13 protein-coding genes, 1 pseudogene and 1 riboswitch are annotated in these 16,904 nt (G+C 74.1%); of the genes and pseudogenes, 11 read left to right on the top strand and 3 right to left on the bottom strand.

Translation table 11 applies throughout. The annotated features are described in order from the left end of the window. The first annotated feature begins 191 nt into the window (after positions 1–191). Together ACIP98_RS28745 and ACIP98_RS28750 are read left to right on the top strand one after the other, a co-directional pair. Positions 192–1,544, top strand: coding sequence for a 6-phospho-beta-glucosidase (locus tag ACIP98_RS28745; RefSeq protein WP_401978663.1), 1,353 nt, complete (start codon positions 192–194; stop codon positions 1,542–1,544). A gap of 186 nt (positions 1,545–1,730) precedes the next feature. Beyond that, positions 1,731–3,044 (top strand): glycoside hydrolase family 18 protein, encoded by a 1,314-nt coding sequence (locus ACIP98_RS28750; RefSeq protein WP_401978665.1) that lies wholly within the window; start codon positions 1,731–1,733, stop codon positions 3,042–3,044. 71 nt (positions 3,045–3,115) lie between these two features. On the opposite strand, the gene ACIP98_RS28755 is transcribed toward ACIP98_RS28750, so the two are convergent. Continuing rightward, positions 3,116–3,775 (bottom strand): CAP domain-containing protein, encoded by a 660-nt coding sequence (locus tag ACIP98_RS28755; protein ID WP_319663193.1) that lies wholly within the window; start codon positions 3,773–3,775, stop codon positions 3,116–3,118. 448 nt (positions 3,776–4,223) lie between these two features. On the opposite strand from ACIP98_RS28755, the gene cobF reads away from it, so the two are divergent. The 6 genes from cobF (at position 4,224) to ACIP98_RS28785 (ending at position 11,756) form a co-directional block, all read left to right on the top strand. Next, positions 4,224–4,979 (top strand): precorrin-6A synthase (deacetylating), encoded by a 756-nt coding sequence (gene cobF / locus ACIP98_RS28760; RefSeq protein WP_401978667.1) that lies wholly within the window; start codon positions 4,224–4,226, stop codon positions 4,977–4,979. Positions 4,980–5,516: 537 nt separating this feature from the next. Next, positions 5,517–5,602, top strand: a riboswitch (cobalamin riboswitch). Between the two features lie 122 nt (positions 5,603–5,724). Beyond that, positions 5,725–7,089 carry a prenyltransferase/squalene oxidase repeat-containing protein gene (locus ACIP98_RS28765; protein ID WP_401978669.1) on the top strand — a complete coding sequence of 455 codons (1,365 nt, stop codon included), beginning with the start codon at positions 5,725–5,727 and terminating at the stop codon, positions 7,087–7,089. Further along, positions 7,086–8,039 (top strand): hypothetical protein, encoded by a 954-nt coding sequence (locus ACIP98_RS28770; RefSeq protein WP_401978670.1) that lies wholly within the window; start codon positions 7,086–7,088, stop codon positions 8,037–8,039. Before ACIP98_RS28765 ends, ACIP98_RS28770 begins: the two co-directional genes overlap by 4 nt. Further along, positions 8,039–9,220 carry an energy-coupling factor transporter transmembrane protein EcfT gene (locus tag ACIP98_RS28775; RefSeq protein WP_401978671.1) on the top strand — a complete coding sequence of 394 codons (1,182 nt, stop codon included), beginning with the start codon at positions 8,039–8,041 and terminating at the stop codon, positions 9,218–9,220. The genes ACIP98_RS28770 and ACIP98_RS28775 overlap by 1 nt, the downstream gene beginning before the upstream one ends. Then, positions 9,217–10,851 (top strand): ATP-binding cassette domain-containing protein, encoded by a 1,635-nt coding sequence (locus ACIP98_RS28780; RefSeq protein WP_319663198.1) that lies wholly within the window; start codon positions 9,217–9,219, stop codon positions 10,849–10,851. Before ACIP98_RS28775 ends, ACIP98_RS28780 begins: the two co-directional genes overlap by 4 nt. After that, positions 10,848–11,756 (top strand): ECF transporter S component, encoded by a 909-nt coding sequence (locus ACIP98_RS28785; RefSeq protein WP_401978674.1) that lies wholly within the window; start codon positions 10,848–10,850, stop codon positions 11,754–11,756. Before ACIP98_RS28780 ends, ACIP98_RS28785 begins: the two co-directional genes overlap by 4 nt. 837 nt (positions 11,757–12,593) lie before the next feature. On the opposite strand, the gene ACIP98_RS28790 is transcribed toward ACIP98_RS28785, so the two are convergent. Both ACIP98_RS28790 and ACIP98_RS28795 read right to left on the bottom strand, forming a co-directional pair. Beyond that, the gene (locus ACIP98_RS28790; RefSeq protein ID WP_401978676.1) at positions 12,594–13,982 is read right to left on the bottom strand and encodes an SMI1/KNR4 family protein; all 1,389 of its coding nucleotides are present in this window, start codon (positions 13,980–13,982) and stop codon (positions 12,594–12,596) included. Positions 13,983–14,234: 252 nt separating this feature from the next. Continuing rightward, positions 14,235–14,862 (bottom strand): annotated as a pseudogene (locus ACIP98_RS28795) (IS5/IS1182 family transposase). A 291-nt stretch (positions 14,863–15,153) separates the two neighbouring features. Here ACIP98_RS28795 and ACIP98_RS28800 point away from each other — a divergent pair. The 3 genes from ACIP98_RS28800 to ACIP98_RS28810 form a co-directional block, all read left to right on the top strand. Further along, positions 15,154–15,684 (top strand): hypothetical protein, encoded by a 531-nt coding sequence (locus ACIP98_RS28800; RefSeq protein ID WP_401978678.1) that lies wholly within the window; start codon positions 15,154–15,156, stop codon positions 15,682–15,684. A gap of 81 nt (positions 15,685–15,765) precedes the next feature. After that, positions 15,766–16,608, top strand: coding sequence for a DUF4097 family beta strand repeat-containing protein (locus tag ACIP98_RS28805; protein ID WP_401978679.1), 843 nt, complete (start codon positions 15,766–15,768; stop codon positions 16,606–16,608). A 60-nt stretch (positions 16,609–16,668) separates the two neighbouring features. Next, positions 16,669–16,904 (top strand): ATP-binding cassette domain-containing protein (locus tag ACIP98_RS28810; protein WP_401978681.1); only part of this gene is annotated, 236 nt, incomplete at its 3' end.

A 16,904-nucleotide genomic window follows, 5' to 3' on the forward strand; every position in this document is an offset into this window, starting at 1 on the left:
CGTCTCCCTCTCGACGGCCTGCCACCCCGTGCGGCGCGACGCCGTCCGGCTTCGGCGTTCCGCACGGCGGCGCGGGTAGGGTCGGGGTCCGTGTGCGGGCTCCCCGGACCGGGACGGCCGGAGGCGGGCGCCACGGACCGCGCGACGACCGGGACCCCGCCCTGCGGGGCCGGGGTGGAGGATGTCGAGGTATGAAGCTCACGATTCTCGGCGGCGGCGGGTTCCGCGTCCCGCTGGTCCACCGCGCCCTGCTGCGGGACCGCGCCGAGGGCAGGGTCACCCACGTCACCCTCCACGACCTCGACGCCGACCGCCTCGACGCCGTCGTGCGGGTGCTGCGCCAGATGTCCGAGGAGGCCGACCGCCCCGGGGACGCGCCGCTCCTCACCGTCACCACCGACCTGGACGAGGCCGTCACCGGGGCCGACTTCGTCTTCTCCGCCATTCGCGTCGGCGGACTCGCCGGCCGGGTCGTCGACGAACGGGTCGCGCTGGACGAGGGGGTGCTCGGCCAGGAGACCGTGGGCGCCGGCGGGATCGCCTACGGCCTGCGCACGATCCCCGTCGCGGTCGACATCGCCCGCCGGGTCGCCCGCCTCGCGCCCGACGCGTGGGTCATCAACTTCACCAACCCCGCGGGCATGGTGACCGAGGCCATGTCCCACCACCTGGGCGATCGCGTCATCGGCATCTGCGACTCACCGGTGGGCCTCGGCCGCCGTGTCGTCCACGCGCTCGGCGCCGATCCCGCGCGGGCCCGGCTGGAGTACGCGGGCCTGAACCACCTGGGGTGGCTGCGGGCCGTCCGCGTCGACGGCGTCGACCTGCTGCCCCGCCTGCTCGCCGACGACGACGCGCTCGCCTCCTTCGAGGAGGGCCGGCTCTTCGGCGCCGCATGGCTGCGCACCCTCGGCGCCGTCCCCAACGAGTACCTGCACTACTACTACTTCGGCCGCGAGGCCGTCGCCGCCGCCCGGGCCGCGGAGCAGACCCGCGGCGCCTTCCTCCTCGACCAGCAGCGGAGCTTCTACGACCGTATGCGGGTGCCCGGCACGCCGCCCTTCGCCACCTGGGACGCGACCCGCCTGGAGCGCGAGGCCAGCTACGGGGCGGACGTCCGCGAGGTGGCGGGTGCGGGCGAACGGGACGCCGCCGACCTGGAGTCGGGCGGCTACGAACGGGTGGCGCTCGCGCTGATGCGGGCCATCGCGCGGGACGAGCGCACGACGCTGATCCTCAACGTCCGCAACCGCCGCGTCCTGGAGCCCCTGGACGCCGACGCGGTCGTCGAGGTGCCCTGCTACGTGGACGCGGGGGGCGCGCGCCCGATCGTCGGCGACCCGCTGCCCGCCCACGCGGTCGGCCTGGTGACCACGGTCAAGTCCGTGGAACGGGACGTCATCCTGGCCGCCACCACCGGCGATCGTGCCGCGGCGCTGCGGGCCTTCGCCCTGCACCCGCTCGTCGACTCCGTCACCGTCGCGCGGCGTCTTCTGCGGGGTTACCTCGACCGGGCGCCGGGACTCGGGTACCTGCGGGACTGACGTCGCATCGGATGACGCCGCGTCGGGCGAAGCCCCCTCGGCCGGTGCTCTCGGCACGGCCTGACGCGTCGTCACGGAGGACCGGATTCCGTAATGGTGCAGACCATTGACCCCATTGGTCTAGTCCTCCTAGGGTGGCCCCGCACTCTCGCGCGCCTCCACCCGTTTCCGACCCGAGGTAACCGCATGCCCAGACAGCAGGGATCACGCGTCCGCAGAACCCTCGTCGGCCTCGTCGCCGCAGGCACCGCGCTGCTCACGGCGGGCCTGGTCACCGGCCCCGCCGCGGCCCAGCCCGCGACCGCTGCCGTGGACTCCCACGGATCCGCGCACGCGCAGGGACACGGCCAGGGCCAGGGGCACGGCCGGCACGACTCCCACGACCGGTCCAAGGTCGTCGGGTACTTCATCGACTGGGGCGTCTACGCCCGCAATTACCACGTCAAGGACGTCGCCACCTCCGGCTCCGCGGCCCGGCTGACGCACATCAACTACGCCTTCGGCAACGTGACGGACGGCAAGTGCGCCGTCGGCGACTCCTGGGCCGACTACGAGCAGCCGTACGACGCCGCGAGCAGCGTGGACGGCGTCGCCGACAGCACCGAGGACGGCACGCTGCACGGAAACTTCGGCCAGCTGCGCAAGCTGAAGAAGCAGTACCCGCATCTCAAGATCCTCTGGTCCTTCGGCGGTTTCAGCTGGTCCGGCGGATTCGGCCAGGCCGCCGCCGACCCCGAGGCCTTCGCCGACTCCTGCTACAAGCTCGTCGAGGACCCGCGCTGGGCCGACGTCTTCGACGGCATCGACATCGACTGGGAGTACCCGGGCGCCTGCGGCCTGACCTGCGACACCAGCGCCCGCACGGCGTACCCGGACCTGATGCGCGCACTCCGCGACCGCTTCGGGCGCAAGAACCTGATCACCGCCGCCGTCACCGCGGACGCCTCGCCGGGCGGCAAGCTGGAGGCGGCCGACTACGGGCGCGCCGCGACGTACGTCGACTGGTACAACCCGATGACCTACGACTACTTCGGCACGTGGTCGGCCACCGGGCCGACCGCCCCGCACTCCCCGCTCACCGCGTACCGCGGCATCCCGGAGCGGACCTTCAACGCCACGGCGACCGTGCAGAAGCTGCGCAGGCTCGGCGTCCCCGCCCACAAGCTGCTGCTCGGGGTCGGCTTCTACGGCCGCGGCTGGACCGGGGTGACGCAGTCGGCGCCCGGTGGCAGCGCGACCGGCCCGGCCCCCGGCACCTGGGAGGCGGGCAGCGAGGACTACAAGGTGCTCAAGACCCGCTGCCCGGCCACCGGGATCGTCGCGGGCACCGCGTACGCACGCTGCGGCGACGAGTGGTGGAGCTACGACACCCCGCGCACCCTGCGGGACAAGGCGGCCTGGGCCAAGGACCAGGGGCTCGGCGGCGCCTTCTTCTGGGAGCTGAGCGGGGACACCCCCGACGGTGAGCTGATCACCGCGCTGGGCCGCGGGCTGCGCTGACCGGCACCCGGTACGCCGTGCGGACGCCGAGGGGCCCGATCGCGATGCGACCGGGCCCCTCGGGCGTCACCTCAGCGCGTGGCGCCGAAGTCCTGGGTCCAGTAGCTGCCCGGCTGTGCCAGGCCGACTCCTATTTCCTTGAAGGAGCAGTCCAGTATGTTCCGCTTGTGACCGGGGCTGTTCATCCAGCCCTGCATCACGGCCGAGGGGGAGGAGTAGCCGAACGCCACGTTCTCGCCGAAGGACCGCCAGTTGTAGCCGGCGGCGCTGATCCGGTCCGAGGGGGAGGAGCCGTCCGAGCCGGTGTGCGACATGGTGCCCGTCTCGGCCATGTCGGCGCTGTGCTCCTGGGCGGCGTCGGTCAGCTTGCCGTTGAGCTTGAGCGGGGAGCAGCCGGCCTTGGAGCGCTCCTGGTTCACCAGCTTCACGAGCGTGGTGACGTTCCCGGTCACGGGGGCCCCGGACGGCGCCGTGCCGGGTGCCTGCGCGGGGGCGGAGGCCGGGGGCGCGGGTGCCTCGGGGACGGAGGAGGGCGCGCCGGCCCAGGTGCCGTGCGACCACTGACCGTGCCAGGGCGTGTTGTTCCAGTGCCCATGGGACCATGCGCCGTGCCGGGCGTCCCGCGGACTGTCGATGGATGCCATGGCGACCGAGGGCACCCCCACGGCGGCGACGGCGAGAGCGGCGACGACGATCTTGCGATGGCGTGTCTTCCGGCGGTGGTTCGTCATTGCGTGACCTCACTCGGTGGTTCGGCGTCCGTGTTCACATCCCGCCTGAGCTGCTGTGACGCCGTGCGGGCTCGGCCATTGTGCGGACCGTCCCGAGAGCGGGGCAATGGAAGATCGTTACTACGCCGACTCGTAGCGAAGACGATCCTTGCGCCGCGAAGCGGGGCATGCGTGTGCCCGTTCGGCGCCTTGTTGTGAAAATCTGACGTTCCTTCAGGATGCCGTCCGGGCCCGGCGGACGGCCGGAAGCGACACGCGGATCGCGTGCGGTCCGCCCCGATGTATGCGAAATGTCCGTTCCGGCGGGGATGGATCGCATATGCCGTCCGGCCGCCGTCTACTATGCGCTGCCGTAACCGCCCGGCCCGGGGTGACGGACTTCACAGAGCGGCAGGGAACAGGCCGCTCGGCCGCGCGTACCAGCGCCAACACGCGGCACAATCGCCCCATGCGACACATACGCGTGATCGGCATCGGCGCCGGCGACCCCGACCACCTCACCCTCCAGGCAGTCAAGGCGATCGCCCGGACCGACGTCTTCCTCGTCCTGGGCAAGACCGGCGAACGCCAGGAACTCGTCCGGCTGCGCCACCGCATGCTGGAGGAGCACGGGCGCCCCGGCCATCGCGTCGTGGAGGTCCCCGACGCCGAACGGGACCGCACCGCCCCCGGCTACCCGGCGGCCGTCGAGGACTGGCGCCGCCGCCGCGCCGACGTGATCGAGCGTCTCCTCGCGGAGCAGGTCGGCCCGGAGGAGACCGCGGCCTTCCTCGTATGGGGCGACCCCAGCCTCTACGACAGCGTCATCGCCGTGCTCGACGACGTCCGCGCCCGCGCCGACGCCACCGCCTTCACCTACGACGTGATCCCCGGCATCAGCAGCGTCTCCGCGCTGGCCGCCCGGCACCGCACGACCCTCACGCGCGTCGGCCGGCCGGTGCAGATCACCACAGGCCGCCGGCTCGCCGAGGGCGGCCTGCCCGAGGGCGTCGACGACGTCGTCGTCATGCTCGACGGCGACGCGGCCTTCGCGGGGATCGACCCCGAGGGTGTCGAGATCCACTACGGCGCCTACCTCGGCACGGACGACGAGATCCTTGTCTCCGGTCCCCTCGCGGAGACCGCCGAGCACATCCGCGCGCTGCGGGCCGACGCCCGTGCCCGCAAGGGCTGGATCATGGACACGTACCTGCTGCGCCGCTGACCGGCCCCGGGCGGCGGTGCTCCGCGGATGCCGCCGCGAGGAACGGGTGGCCGCCACTGCGTCGACCCCGGCGAGCAGGACGGGGACGGCGTGCTCCACCTCGCCGCCGGTGGCCCGGACGCCGACCGGCAGGTTCCCCGTACGTCCTGCAGGGCCCGATCGTCGTGAAGGCCGGGCGTGTTGAGGGCGGGCCTGCGGGCGGTGCCCGGTCGGCCGGGAGCGTCGGACGGGGGCGGTCGGGACGCCGAGTGCGCGGGGGCACGACCTCGCATGGACGCGCCGGCCGGGTGCGCTCGTCCGCGCGGGCCGGAGGGCGAGCCGCGCCCGCCACGCCGCGGCCAGGCACTCTCCGGGCCGGCCCGCCCTGGGTGCCGGTGCGTCGGGCCCAACGCCGTCGAGGCGCTGGTGAGTTCATCGTGCAAAGGCGACGCCTACGGGCGTTGCCGCAGGTGACGGGCGCGTGGGTGTTGTCACACTCGACGGTGCCACCTTGAAGTGGCGCGGTCCCGGGACATAGCCTTCCCTCCGCCTCTGGTGGGGGAAGCCGGTCGAATTCCGGCGCTGGCCCGCAACGGTGGGCCGCGCGGCATCCGTGATGCCGTCCGCGGCGAGCCCGATGACCCATCGGCGGCACTGGTTCTCATCCGTCGCGGTCACGGGGCGAGGCCCACGGGCACGGCCGCCCGCGTTCCTCGCGGCCGTTCTCCCGGGGTGCGTCCCGAGGTCCACCGTTCAGGAGGCTTCGTTGCGCATATCCGGCCGCACGGTCGCTCCCGCGCTCATCACCGCCACCCTTCTCGCCCTGCAGGCGACCTCCGCCGCGGCCGCTCCCGCCGTGCCGTCGGACGCCGCTGCCGCGGCCGGGTGGGCGGGCCGCCAGTTGAAGGACGGCGACCACGTCGAGGGCGACTTCGGTGCCGACCCCGGTCTCACGGCCGACGTCGTACTGGCCCTGTCGGCCACGCACACGGGCAGGGGCGAGACGACCGCCGCGACCGACTGGCTGGCCGCGCACGCGGAGTCGTACCTCACCGGTGACACGCCGGGCGACATCTACGCGGGGTCGCTGGCGAAGCTCGCGCTGGTGGCCGAGGCGGGGCACCGCGACCCGGGCGCGTTCGCCGGTCGCGACCTGATCGCGCAGCTCAACTCCCGTATGCAGCCCAGCGGCCGTTTCACCGACCGGGCCACCTTCGGCGGCACCGAGGTCAACGACTACTCCAACACGCTGACGCAGTCGCTGGCCCTGATCGCGCTGGAGCGCGACGGCGGCGCGGTGCCGGGCGCGGCCGTGGACTTCCTCCTGGCCGGCCAGTGCGCCGACGGCGGCTTCCCGGTCTTCTTCCCGGAGACCCCCGCGGAGTGCGACGCCGACGCGGACGGCACCGGCATGGTCGTGCAGGCCCTGCTCGCCGTCGGCAATGAGGACGCGGCCGCGGGCAAGGCGCTGGACTGGCTGGAGAAGAAGCAGGGCAAGGACGGCGGCTTCGCCGGCACGGGTCCGACCGCGGTGGTGAACGCCAACTCGACGGCCCTGGCCACCCAGGCCCTGCGGGCCGGAGGACGCGGTGCGGCCGCCGACAAGGGTGCGGACTGGCTGCGTGGGCGTCAGGTCGGCTGCGAGGGCGCGGCCAAGGACCGCGGCGCGGTGGGCTACCAGGAGGCCAAGGCCGACGGCAGTGCGCTGCGTGCGACCGTGCAGGCGGTGACCGCCCTGTCCGGGATCTCGTACGCGACCGTGGACGGCACCGGCGCGACGGAAGGACTGGCCGCTGTGGAGTGCTCGTCGCCGAGCCCCACGGCCAGTGACTCGGCCGGCGCCTCGCCCACCCCGACCGGTGAGCCCACCGAACCCGGCGGCTCGGCGACCCCCACCGACTCCCCGGTCCCCTCCGCCACCGTCACGCCCACGCCGAGCGCGACGACGCCGGCCCCGGCCGGATCGACGTATCCGGGCGGCACGGGCGGTTCCGGCGGCACCGGCGGCGCGCTGGCCAGCACCGGCACGTCCGCGCTGCCGCTGGCGGCGAGTTCCGCGGCGCTGATCGCGGTGGGTGCCGCGGCCGTGGTCGCCGTCCGGCGCCGCCGCTCCCCGGGAACCGGGGCGTGATCCGGCAGGGCTCGGCAGCGCTGGCGGCCTGCGCCGCCGCGGCCGCGACGCTGCTGTGGCCCGCCGCCGCCCCGGCCGGAGCGGCAGGGGGCTGCTCCGGTGTGCTGGTCGTGGTGGAGGACCGCGGTGTCCCGGACGCCCCGTACCCGAGCAGGACCGGGTGCGCACCGTCGCCGCAGAGCGGTATCCAGGCGCTGCAGCAGGCGGGTTTCTCGGTCCGGCTGGGCTCCGGCCCCTACGGCGGCGGCTTCGTCTGCGCGCTGGACGGTGCCCCCGGCACGGGGTGCGGGGCGGTGGACAAGGACACGTACTGGTCGTACTGGTACATGCTCCCCGGCACCAGCACCTGGGTGTACGGCGCGGCCGGACCGGCCGGCCGCACTCCGGCGAAGGGCGGCATCGACGCGTGGGTGTGGCAGGACTCCGGCGCCAACGAGCCGCCGTCGCCGCGCAGCGCGGTCGCGCCGACGCCGACCCCGACGCCCTGGCCGACGCGGACCACCGCGAAGCCCGGCGGGGGAGCATCCGGCGGCGGCGGATCCGACAACCCATCAGGAAGCGGTGGCGGTACGAGCGGCCCGGGCACGGGTGGATCCGGCACCGGGGGCGCCGCCTCGCACCCGGCGGCGCACCCGAGGGCGAGCGCGAGCGCGACCGGCAAGGGCGCCGCGAACCACCCCACGGCGACCGCGGGGACCGAGGCCTCCACGAGTCCGGACCCGATCCCGGACCCGAGCCCGTCGCCGGGCTCCCGCACCGAGGCGTCCGGTACGACGGGCAGCCCGGGCGCGCCCGTGAGCGGTGTGCGGTCGGCCGGCGCGCGCTCCGGCGGACAGGGCTGGAACGGCTGGCCGCTGCTGGCCGGCACCGTCGGGGTCGCGGCCCTGGCCGGCGCCGCCGTCCTCCGGGCCCGCAGGCGCGACCGCCGGCCCACCGAGGAGGCGGGCTGATGCCGCGCCCCGGCGCGCGGCTGCTGCTGCCCCGCCAACTCCACCCGTTCGCCTGGTGGGTGTGGGCTCTCGGGCTCGCCACCGCGGCGAGCCGCACCACCAACATCCTGCTGCTGGCGCTGATCGGCGCAGCTGCGGGCTACGTGGTGGCCGCCCGCCGCACCCGCGCGCCCTGGGCGGCCGCCTACGGCGTCTTCCTGAAACTGGCCGTCGCGGTGGTGGTACTGCGCCTGGTGCTCCAGTCCCTGCTGGTCGGCTACGGCGGCTCGACCGTGCTGCTCGACCTGCCCGCGATCCCGCTGCCGTCGTGGATGTCCGGGGTCAGGCTCGGCGGCCCGGTGACCGCGGAAGCGGCGTACTCGGCACTGTGCGACGGCGTACGCCTGGGCGTCATGCTGCTGTGCTTCGGCGCCGCCAACGCGCTGGCCAGTCCCGCCCGGCTGCTGCGGGCGCTGCCGCGCGCACTGCACGAACTCGGCGTCGCCGTCACCGTGTCGCTCAGCGCGGCGCCGCAACTCGTCGCCGCGGTCGGCCGGGTCCGCCGTGCCCGGCGGCTGCGGGCGCTGCCGGTCCGCGGACTGCGCGGCACGCTCTCCATCGCCGCCCCCGTGCTCGAAGAGGCCCTGGACCGCGCCCTCGCCACCGCCGCCGCCCTCGACGCGCGCGGGTACGGGCGGCGCGACGCCGTACCGGCCGGGCGGCGCGCCGCCGTGCACACGCTGCTGCTCGGCGGCCTCGCCTCGGTCGTCGTCGGTGTCTACGGCCTCCTGGACTCCTCGACCACCGTTCCCGCCGGCCCGCTCGGCGCGGTGACCACGGGCCACGCCGGTCCGGTGCTGCTGGCGATCGGGCTGCTCGGCTGCGTCGCCGGAACGCGCCTGGGCGGCGCCTCCGTCCGGCGCACCCGCTACCGCCCCGACCCGTGGGCACTGCCCGAATGGGTCACCGCGGCGAGCGGCGCCCTCGCCGCGCTCTGCTTCTTGCTCACCTCACCGGCCGCCGCGCTCGCCCCCGACCCCTGGTCCCTGCAGCCGCCGGGCCTGCCGCTGCTCGCCGCGGCCGGGGTGCTCTGCGCGCTGCTGCCGGCCCACCTCACGCCGCCGCCGCCGGGCGACCACGACCGCACCCCCGTCTCCGCCGGACCGGGGCGGCCCACCGACCAGCCGAGGAAACATCCGTGAACGCCGTCCACTGGGAGCAGGTCTCCTTCCGCTATCCGCGCGCGAGCGCGCCGGTGCTCGCCGGGGTCGACCTCGCCGTGCCCGACGGGGAACTCGTGCTGGTCGTGGGCGCCACGGGCAGCGGCAAGTCCACGCTCCTGCGCACCGTCAACGGGGCCGTCCCGCACGCGACGGGCGGCACCCTGTACGGCACGGTGACCACCGCCGGCCGGGACACGGCCGTACACGCCCCGCGCGACCTCGCCGACGCCGTCGGCGTCGTGCCGCAACGTCCGGCGGACGCCTTCGTGGCCGACACCGTCGAGGAGGAGATCGCCTACGGGCTGGAGTGCCTGGCGCTGCGGCCCGAGGCGATGCGCCGCCGGGTGGAGGAGACCCTCGACCTGCTGGGGCTGGCCGACCTGCGGTCCCGGTCCCTGCAGGCGCTCTCGGCCGGGCAGCAGCAACGGGTGGCGCTGGCCGCGGCGTTCGCGGCGCAGCCCGGCCTGCTGGTGCTGGACGAGCCGACCAGCGCCCTCGACCCGCCGGCCGCCGAGGAGGTGCTCGCCGCCCTGACCCGGCTCGTGCACGACCTCGGCACGACGGTGCTGCTCGCCGAGCACCGGCTGGAACGGGTGGCGCAGTACGCGGACGCCGCCCTGCTGGTGCCCGGCGGCGGCGAACCGGTGCGCTACGGAGCGACGGCCGACATCCTGGCCGACGCGCCTGTGGCCCCACCGGTCGTGGAACTGTCCCGGCTGCTGGGCTGGAGCCCCGTCGCGCTCAGCGTGCGCGACGCACGCCGCAAGGCCGCCGGTCACCGGCTGCTCGCCGCGGCGCCGGTGCCGCGCGAGACACCGCCGCAGGGCGAGCCGGTCGCCTCGCTGCGCGGGCTCGTGGCGCACCACGGACCGGTGCCCGCGCTGCGCGGGGTCGACCTCACGCTGCACGAGGGCCGGGTCACCGCGCTCATGGGCCGCAACGGCGCCGGCAAGTCGACCCTCCTGTCCTGCCTGGCAGGACTGCACCGGCCCACCGCCGGCGAGGTGCGCGTGGCCGGGGAGAACCCCCTCAAGCTGAAGCGCCGCCAGGTCGCCGCGGCCGTCGGCATGGTGCCCTCGGACCCCGGCGACCTGCTGCTCGCCGACCGGGTCGACCGCGAGTGCGCGGGCGCCGACCGCGAGGCGGGGGCGCTGCCCGGCACCACGGCCGCGCTGCTGGAACGGCTGGTCCCGGGCATCGACCCGCGGGCCCACCCGCGCACCCTCTCCAGCGGCCAGCGCCTCGCGCTCGCACTGGCGGTACTCCTCGCCCGCCGCCCCAGGCTGCTGCTGCTGGACGAGCCGACCCGCGGCCTGGACTACCCGGCCAAGGCCCGCGCCACCACGATCCTGCGGCAACTGGCCGCCGAGGGGCACGCGGTGCTGCTGGTCACCCACGACGTGGAGCTCGCCGCCGCGGCCGCCGACCGCGTCGCGGTGCTCGCCGACGGCGAGATCGTCGCCGACGAGGACGCCGTCGCCGCGCTGGCCGCGTCACCCGCCTTCGCACCGCAGACCGCCAAGGTCCTCGCGCCGGCGCCGCTGCTCACCGTCGACGAGGCCCGCGCCGCTCTGCAGGTACTCAGCACGTCGCAGGAGGCCCCGGCATGACCGGCGTACGGATGCCCGCCGACGGCGAGCACGTCCTTCACCTGGCCGCCCGCACCGCGGGCCTGCCGCGCATCGGACCGCGCTCCGCGGTCGCCCTGGTCCTGGTATCGCTCGTGGGGCTCGCCGGCTTCGGCTGGCCCTTCCTCGCCGACGCCTCCTCCCCGGTCGCCCACGGCCAGGACGCCCCCTGGCTGTTCGCCGCGCTCACCCTGCTGGTCCTCGGTGTGGTCCTCAGCGCGCTCCTGGACGGGACCGCCGACGCGAAGGCCGTGGCGCTGCTGGGTGTGCTGTCCGCCGTGGGTGCCGCACTGCGCCCGCTCGGCGCGGGCACCGCGGGCCTGGAGCCGATGTTCGTCGTCTTCCTGCTGGGCGGACGGGTGATGGGACCGGCCTTCGGCTTCGCCCTCGGCAGTACGGCCATGTTCGCCTCGGCCCTGCTCACCGCGGGCATCGGGCCCTGGCTGCCGTTCCAGATGCTCGCCGCCTCCTGGGTGGGACTGGGCGCGGGGCTGCTGCCGCGCAAGGTCGGCGGCCGCTGGGAGATCGCTCTGCTGGTCGGGTACGCGCTGGTCGGGGGAGTGTTCTACGGCGTCGTGATGAACCTGTGGTTCTGGCCGGCCGGCCTGGTCGACCAGGCCGCCGCGACCGCGTACCACCCGCACGCCGGCGCGGCGGCCAACCTGCGTCACTACCTGACCTTCTACCTCACCACCTCGCTCGGCTGGGACGTTCCGCGTGGCGTCCTCAACGCCCTGTTGGTGCTCCTGGCGGGGCCCCGGCTGCTGACCGCGCTGCGCTCCGCGACGGACCGCGCCGCCTTCGGCGCGCCGATCCGCGTGCTGCGGCCCCGGGAGGACGGGAGCCCCGCCGCCCGGACGGGCAGCGGGGCTCCGGAGCACACCTGACGCATCGTCCGCGCCGCATGTCCACGGCGCTGGGGTCGGTGCGGTGTCGGGTCTGCACCCACGCATCGCCATCGCCGGGGGAGGGCGCCGACGGGCGGTACGGGTCGAGGCGGGCGCCCGGCAGGCCCGGTCGGTTGCGGCGGCCGTCACTGCCGCGCAGCCGCACGCGGAAGGACTTCTCCGCGCGACCCGGCGGACGCACGGGGTGCACGTCCCCTCGCACCGTCGGCGTCCGAGGTGTGCATGACGCGGGTGTCCGGCCGCCCGGGGTCGCGCCGAGGCAGGGGCGGTCGTGCTCGCGGTGCACGCGCACGCGCCCGGCCTGCTGGCCCTTCACCGCCTGGCAGTCGGCGTGCTGGGTGAGGCCCGTGGTGTGCGGCTGAACCGGCCGGGCGGGAAGCCGCCGCCGGGTGGTCCGCCCGCGCAGGCAGCGGAAGGGATGTGGGGACTCCTGGAATCCTGGGGCGTGGCGCACGCTGGGGCGCTTGAACGAGGCTGCGTGGGACGCGGGATGAAGTCGCACGCCCCGCGGGCGAGGCGGTGGCCCGCACCGCGCGCAGCGTTTGTCCGAGTAGGCGGTCGCTAAAAGGTGTCCCGTGAATGTTCGACGGCAACTGGTAGGTGCCGGCAGAGGCAAGCAAACCCGTTCGCGGCCGCGTGACGCGGTAACCGTCGTGGAAGCGAAGAGCGGATGAATGCCGCGCGCGGATGGATCTCGACGGTTTGCCAGGGCTACGCCTGGCCGGCGCGCGGGAAGCGAGAGAACGGGGGCTGCCGCGCATGAACCACTGGCCCGTGCATGGCTGGCGCCGTCCCCCACCGCCCGGTCATCATGGGCTACGACACGGGGCCGAGGCTGCCCTCCAGGGTGGTGCGGGTGATCAAGGGGCGATCCCAACGGGCAAGGATCTCGTTGGCGAGGTCCACGACCGGCAGCGGGTCGACGTCGTTGCGCACCTCGATGCTCGCGGCCAGCAGGCTGCGAGGGACCATGTCGGCGTCCAGGAGCACACGCCAGTCCTGCGGGCTGAGCGTCAGGAACTCCAGGCCGGTGAGCCGGGAGGTCTCCAACGGGTCGGCGAGCGTCCCGGGGTAGGCCAGAAGGGTCCGCAGGCGCGGTAGGTCCACGACGGGCTCCAGGCTGAGCGGTTCGCCCTCCCACACACCGATGCTCAGGACCTCGAGTGCGGGGTGCGCGGCGGCCTCGACGCTCTTCAGGCTGCGGATGTTGACCCGGGCCGCGGCTGGCGGTTGCTCCGTCCGCGGGGCGCTGCGGCGCTGTGCGGGCAGGCGGAGCATCAGTTCGGTGAGGGAGTCGGCGACCAGGCCCGCGCCGACGTCCACCTCGTGGCTGAGCACGATGATGTGCCCCGTGTGCCCGGCTGGACCCGGCGTCAGGTCGACCGCGAGCCGGTCGCCGTCGCTTTCACCGAAGACGATCCAGCCCGGCGATCCGACCAGCCCCTGCACCGCGGCGCCGGGCGGCGTACCGACCGTCGCCATCGCCGCGAGCCGCCATGGGGAGTGCCGGGAGGGCGCGTCGGCAATGTACAGCTCGTCCAGGGGGAACAGTTCGCAGGTCACCGTCTTCATGAGGTGCCACATCGCCTCGTCGTCGGTCAGGTCGTCCCACCGGGCTCGCGTCACCCGGTAGAGCGCCTTGATCTCGTCGGGCAGCGGTATCCCCAGGCGCGCCTCCGCCGCGGAGATCTCTTCCTCGGTCGCGCCGATGGCGTCGGGGAGTCGTTCGCGCAGGAAGGTCTCCAGTGCTGTCGCATCCGCCGCCGGCGAGGACTTCGCGTCGGGCACCGGTTCGGGCAGCCGGCGCCAGGGCTCGGGTACAGCGCCTTCGACCAGGAGGAGCGCGCCCGGGAGCGGCCCGGTGACCTCGGCTTCCACGGCGGGCCCGAAGTCGAGCAAGTGCAGCACGGCCGGGCCGTCCGGGGACATCCGGGCCACGAAGGAGGCGCCGTCGGCGTGGGCCTCCTTCAGCGCTTCCCGCACCTGCTGCACGGCGTCGAACTCGAACGGTCGTCGGTCCGGCCCGCCGGACGCCTGCCCGTGTACCGTGAAACTCGTTCCCCCTGGCATCTGCACGCTGTACGCATGGGTGGTGATCCGTCCGGCGACGTGACCGTCCAGAGCGCCGCCCGGCGTCGCGGTGTGAACGGATCGCAGGATGTGCAGCAGTGGTTCCCAGGTCGTGAACTCATGGAGCGTGGTCAACACGTGCCTCCGATCGGCGCCGTCAACGTGGCGAGGTGATTGTCACGGGAGGTACCGACAGCCTCCGTCGCCGGCGTCAGTCAGCCCTGCCGACCGTTTGCCTTGAACGGCGACGAACCTGCGGAAGCCGCCGACCACGGCCCGCTGGAGCCGATCCGGATCCCCGGCGTTCTGCCGTTGCACCACTGCTGGAGTCGTCCGGGGCAGCGGTCGCAGTGCTGGCCCTTCGCGACGTCGAGAGGTGCGTGGCGGTCATGGTCGGCGGTTCGTGCGTTCGTCCCGGCGGTGAGTCGGCCATGCCCGCCGGGTCGGACTGCGCACGGTGATGAGCGTGTCGGCGAGGTCGAAGAATGCGTCGACGACGGTGGCGCGCCGCTCGCAACAGCGGGCGAGCCGGCAGAAGGCGTTCTGCCAGGCGTGGGCGCCCTCCACGTGGCACCTCTGACGGGCCTGGATGGGCGCCCTGTCGCCGTTGTGCGCGATGCGGCCGTGGAGGCCGCGTTCATTGCGCAGCGCGCGGGCCTTGTCCGAGTCGTGGCCGGCGTCCAGGTACACGTGGAGCCGTCCTCGGCGATGTGGTCGAGGATCATCGGCCGTAGGAGCCGAGCGCGATCTGCTCGGGCCGGGCGAAGACGCGCAACCGTATCTACTTGTCGCGACGGTTGTGGATCGTGGTGTCCGAGCAGGTCGTGTCGACGATCGCCTCGTAAGAACAGTCGAATTGCGGCAGTTGCAGCATCTTGTCGACGATGATCCGTTCGCTGATGCGTCGGCGGTGGCAGCCATGCGGGTGGTCCGGGCGGTACTCCGGCCGCTCGGGAAGCAGGACCGCGCATTGGTCCCAGAGCGGTTCGGTCGGCCGTGATGGAAGCGCGGGCACAGGTCTCCCCTGTGATCACAGGGCGTCCCAACTCCATGATCACCAGGCGCTCCCGTCCTGTTGCCGGTGTCCCCAACCGCGTCTGTTCACGCGACCTCTAAGTCGCGCCGGAGTGGCGCCACTATGGCGCCATGAGGTGTGCCAATGCGGCTGGGACGCCATGTGGTGCCGCGATGACACACCTCGATTTCGGTGTGTTGCGCCAGGTCAGCGCGGCATTTCCAGACGCCTCCCCTGTCCGTGTCCCGTAAGGCCTTGCACGTGGCGCCATCGTGGTGCCATGATGGCGTCATGGACCTCACGCCGTATGTCGACAACCTCCGCCGCGAACTCGCGGTGGCCGCCGAAGCCGGCGGTGAAGAAGCGCGCGAGCTGGCCGAGCGGCTCACGGCTCCCCTGGAGTCGGCGACCCGCCTGACCATGCTCAATGTGCTCTCCGCCGCGATGGACGAGATCACTCGCGAACTCGCCCCCGGTTCGGTCGACCTACGGCTGCGCGGGCTCGACCCGGACTTCGTGGTGACGCCACCGCCGCGCGACGAGGCCTACGAGGACAAGAGCGCCCCCGAGCCGCTCATGTCACCGGCACCGGCGCCGGCTCCGGCACCGGGTGACGGCGACGAGGGCGGCACCGCCCGCGTCAATCTGCGGTTGCCGGCGCATCTCAAGGTGCGTGCCGAGGAGGCCGCGAACCGCGAGGGCCTGTCGGTCAACGCATGGCTGGTGCGCGCCGTGTCGGCCGCGGTCGACGGCGGCACGCGGCCGCGTCCGGCGGAGAAGGCCCGCACCGTCGGACAGAGCTTCACGGGCTGGGTGCGCTAGCCGCGCCCTGCCCGCCGCACTTCACCCACACCACGTCCCACCAGCAGGGACGCCACGAAGACCCAGGAGGACGGGACAGCCATGCCTACTTTCGACACCCCCGCACCGATCTCGGCGATCGCCCGCGTGGACGCCGGATCCATCCGCTTCACGGCGGGCGACCGCCTCGACACCGTCGTCGAGGTGCTGCCGCGCGACCCCAAGCGGGACAAGGACGTGCGGGCCGCCGAGCAGGCCGAGGTCACCTACGCCAACGGCGTCCTGACCGTCAGGACGAAGCAGCGCTACCTCGTCGGGCCCTCCGGCCTCGTGGACGTGACGGTGGACCTGCCCATCGGCTCGCGCGTCGACATCACGGGCTCCTGGACCCAGGTGCTCGGCGAGGGCCGGCTCGGTGAGGTCCGGGTGAAGAACTCGTCCGGTGACGTCCGTTTCGACACCACCGGACCGCTCGAACTGACCGCCTCCCACGGCTCGATCACCGTCGACCGGATCGAGGGCGCCGCCGAGATCGCCACCAGCTTCGGTAGCCTGCGCATCGGCACCGTCGACGGCCCCGCGGTCCTGAAGAACTCGCACGGCACCACGACTGTCGAGGCCGCGATCGGCGACCTGCGGGTGCGCGGCGCCCACGGCAACGTCGACATCGCGCGGGCCGAGGGCTCCGTGACCGCCACTGTCGCCCACGGCACGCTGCGTGTCGCCGAAGTCGCCCGCGGCACCGTCTCGCTGGAGAACTCCTACGGGGCCATCGAGGTCGGCGTCCGCGAGGGCACCGCCGCCTGGCTCGACGTCAGTTCCGAGCGGGGGCAGGTGCGCAACACCCTCGCCGGCGCCGAACCCCCGGCCGAGGCGGAGGAGACCGTCGAGGTCCACGCCAGGTCCCGCTGGGGCAACATCGACGTACGCCGCGCCCGGGTCTGAGCACCCGGTCCGCCTGCTCGCCCACTCCCCACCACTTCACCCTTCGAATGGGAGGGCTCCATGCCTTCGACTGTCATGTCCACGTCCAGGCGGCCCGATGCGCAGGCGCCTGCCGCCGTCTCCGCGGTCGGGCTGCGCAAGTCCTACGGCGACAAGACCGTCCTCGACGGGATCGACCTGCGGATCCCCGCCGGGTCCGTGTTCGCTCTGCTCGGGCCGAACGGCGCGGGCAAGACCACCGCCGTCAAGATCCTTTCCACCCTGATCTCCGCGGACGGCGGACAGGCCCAGGTCGC

It is taken from the genome of Streptomyces sp. NPDC088354 (assembly GCF_044753585.1).
Classification (GTDB): Bacteria; Actinomycetota; Actinomycetes; order Streptomycetales; family Streptomycetaceae; genus Actinacidiphila.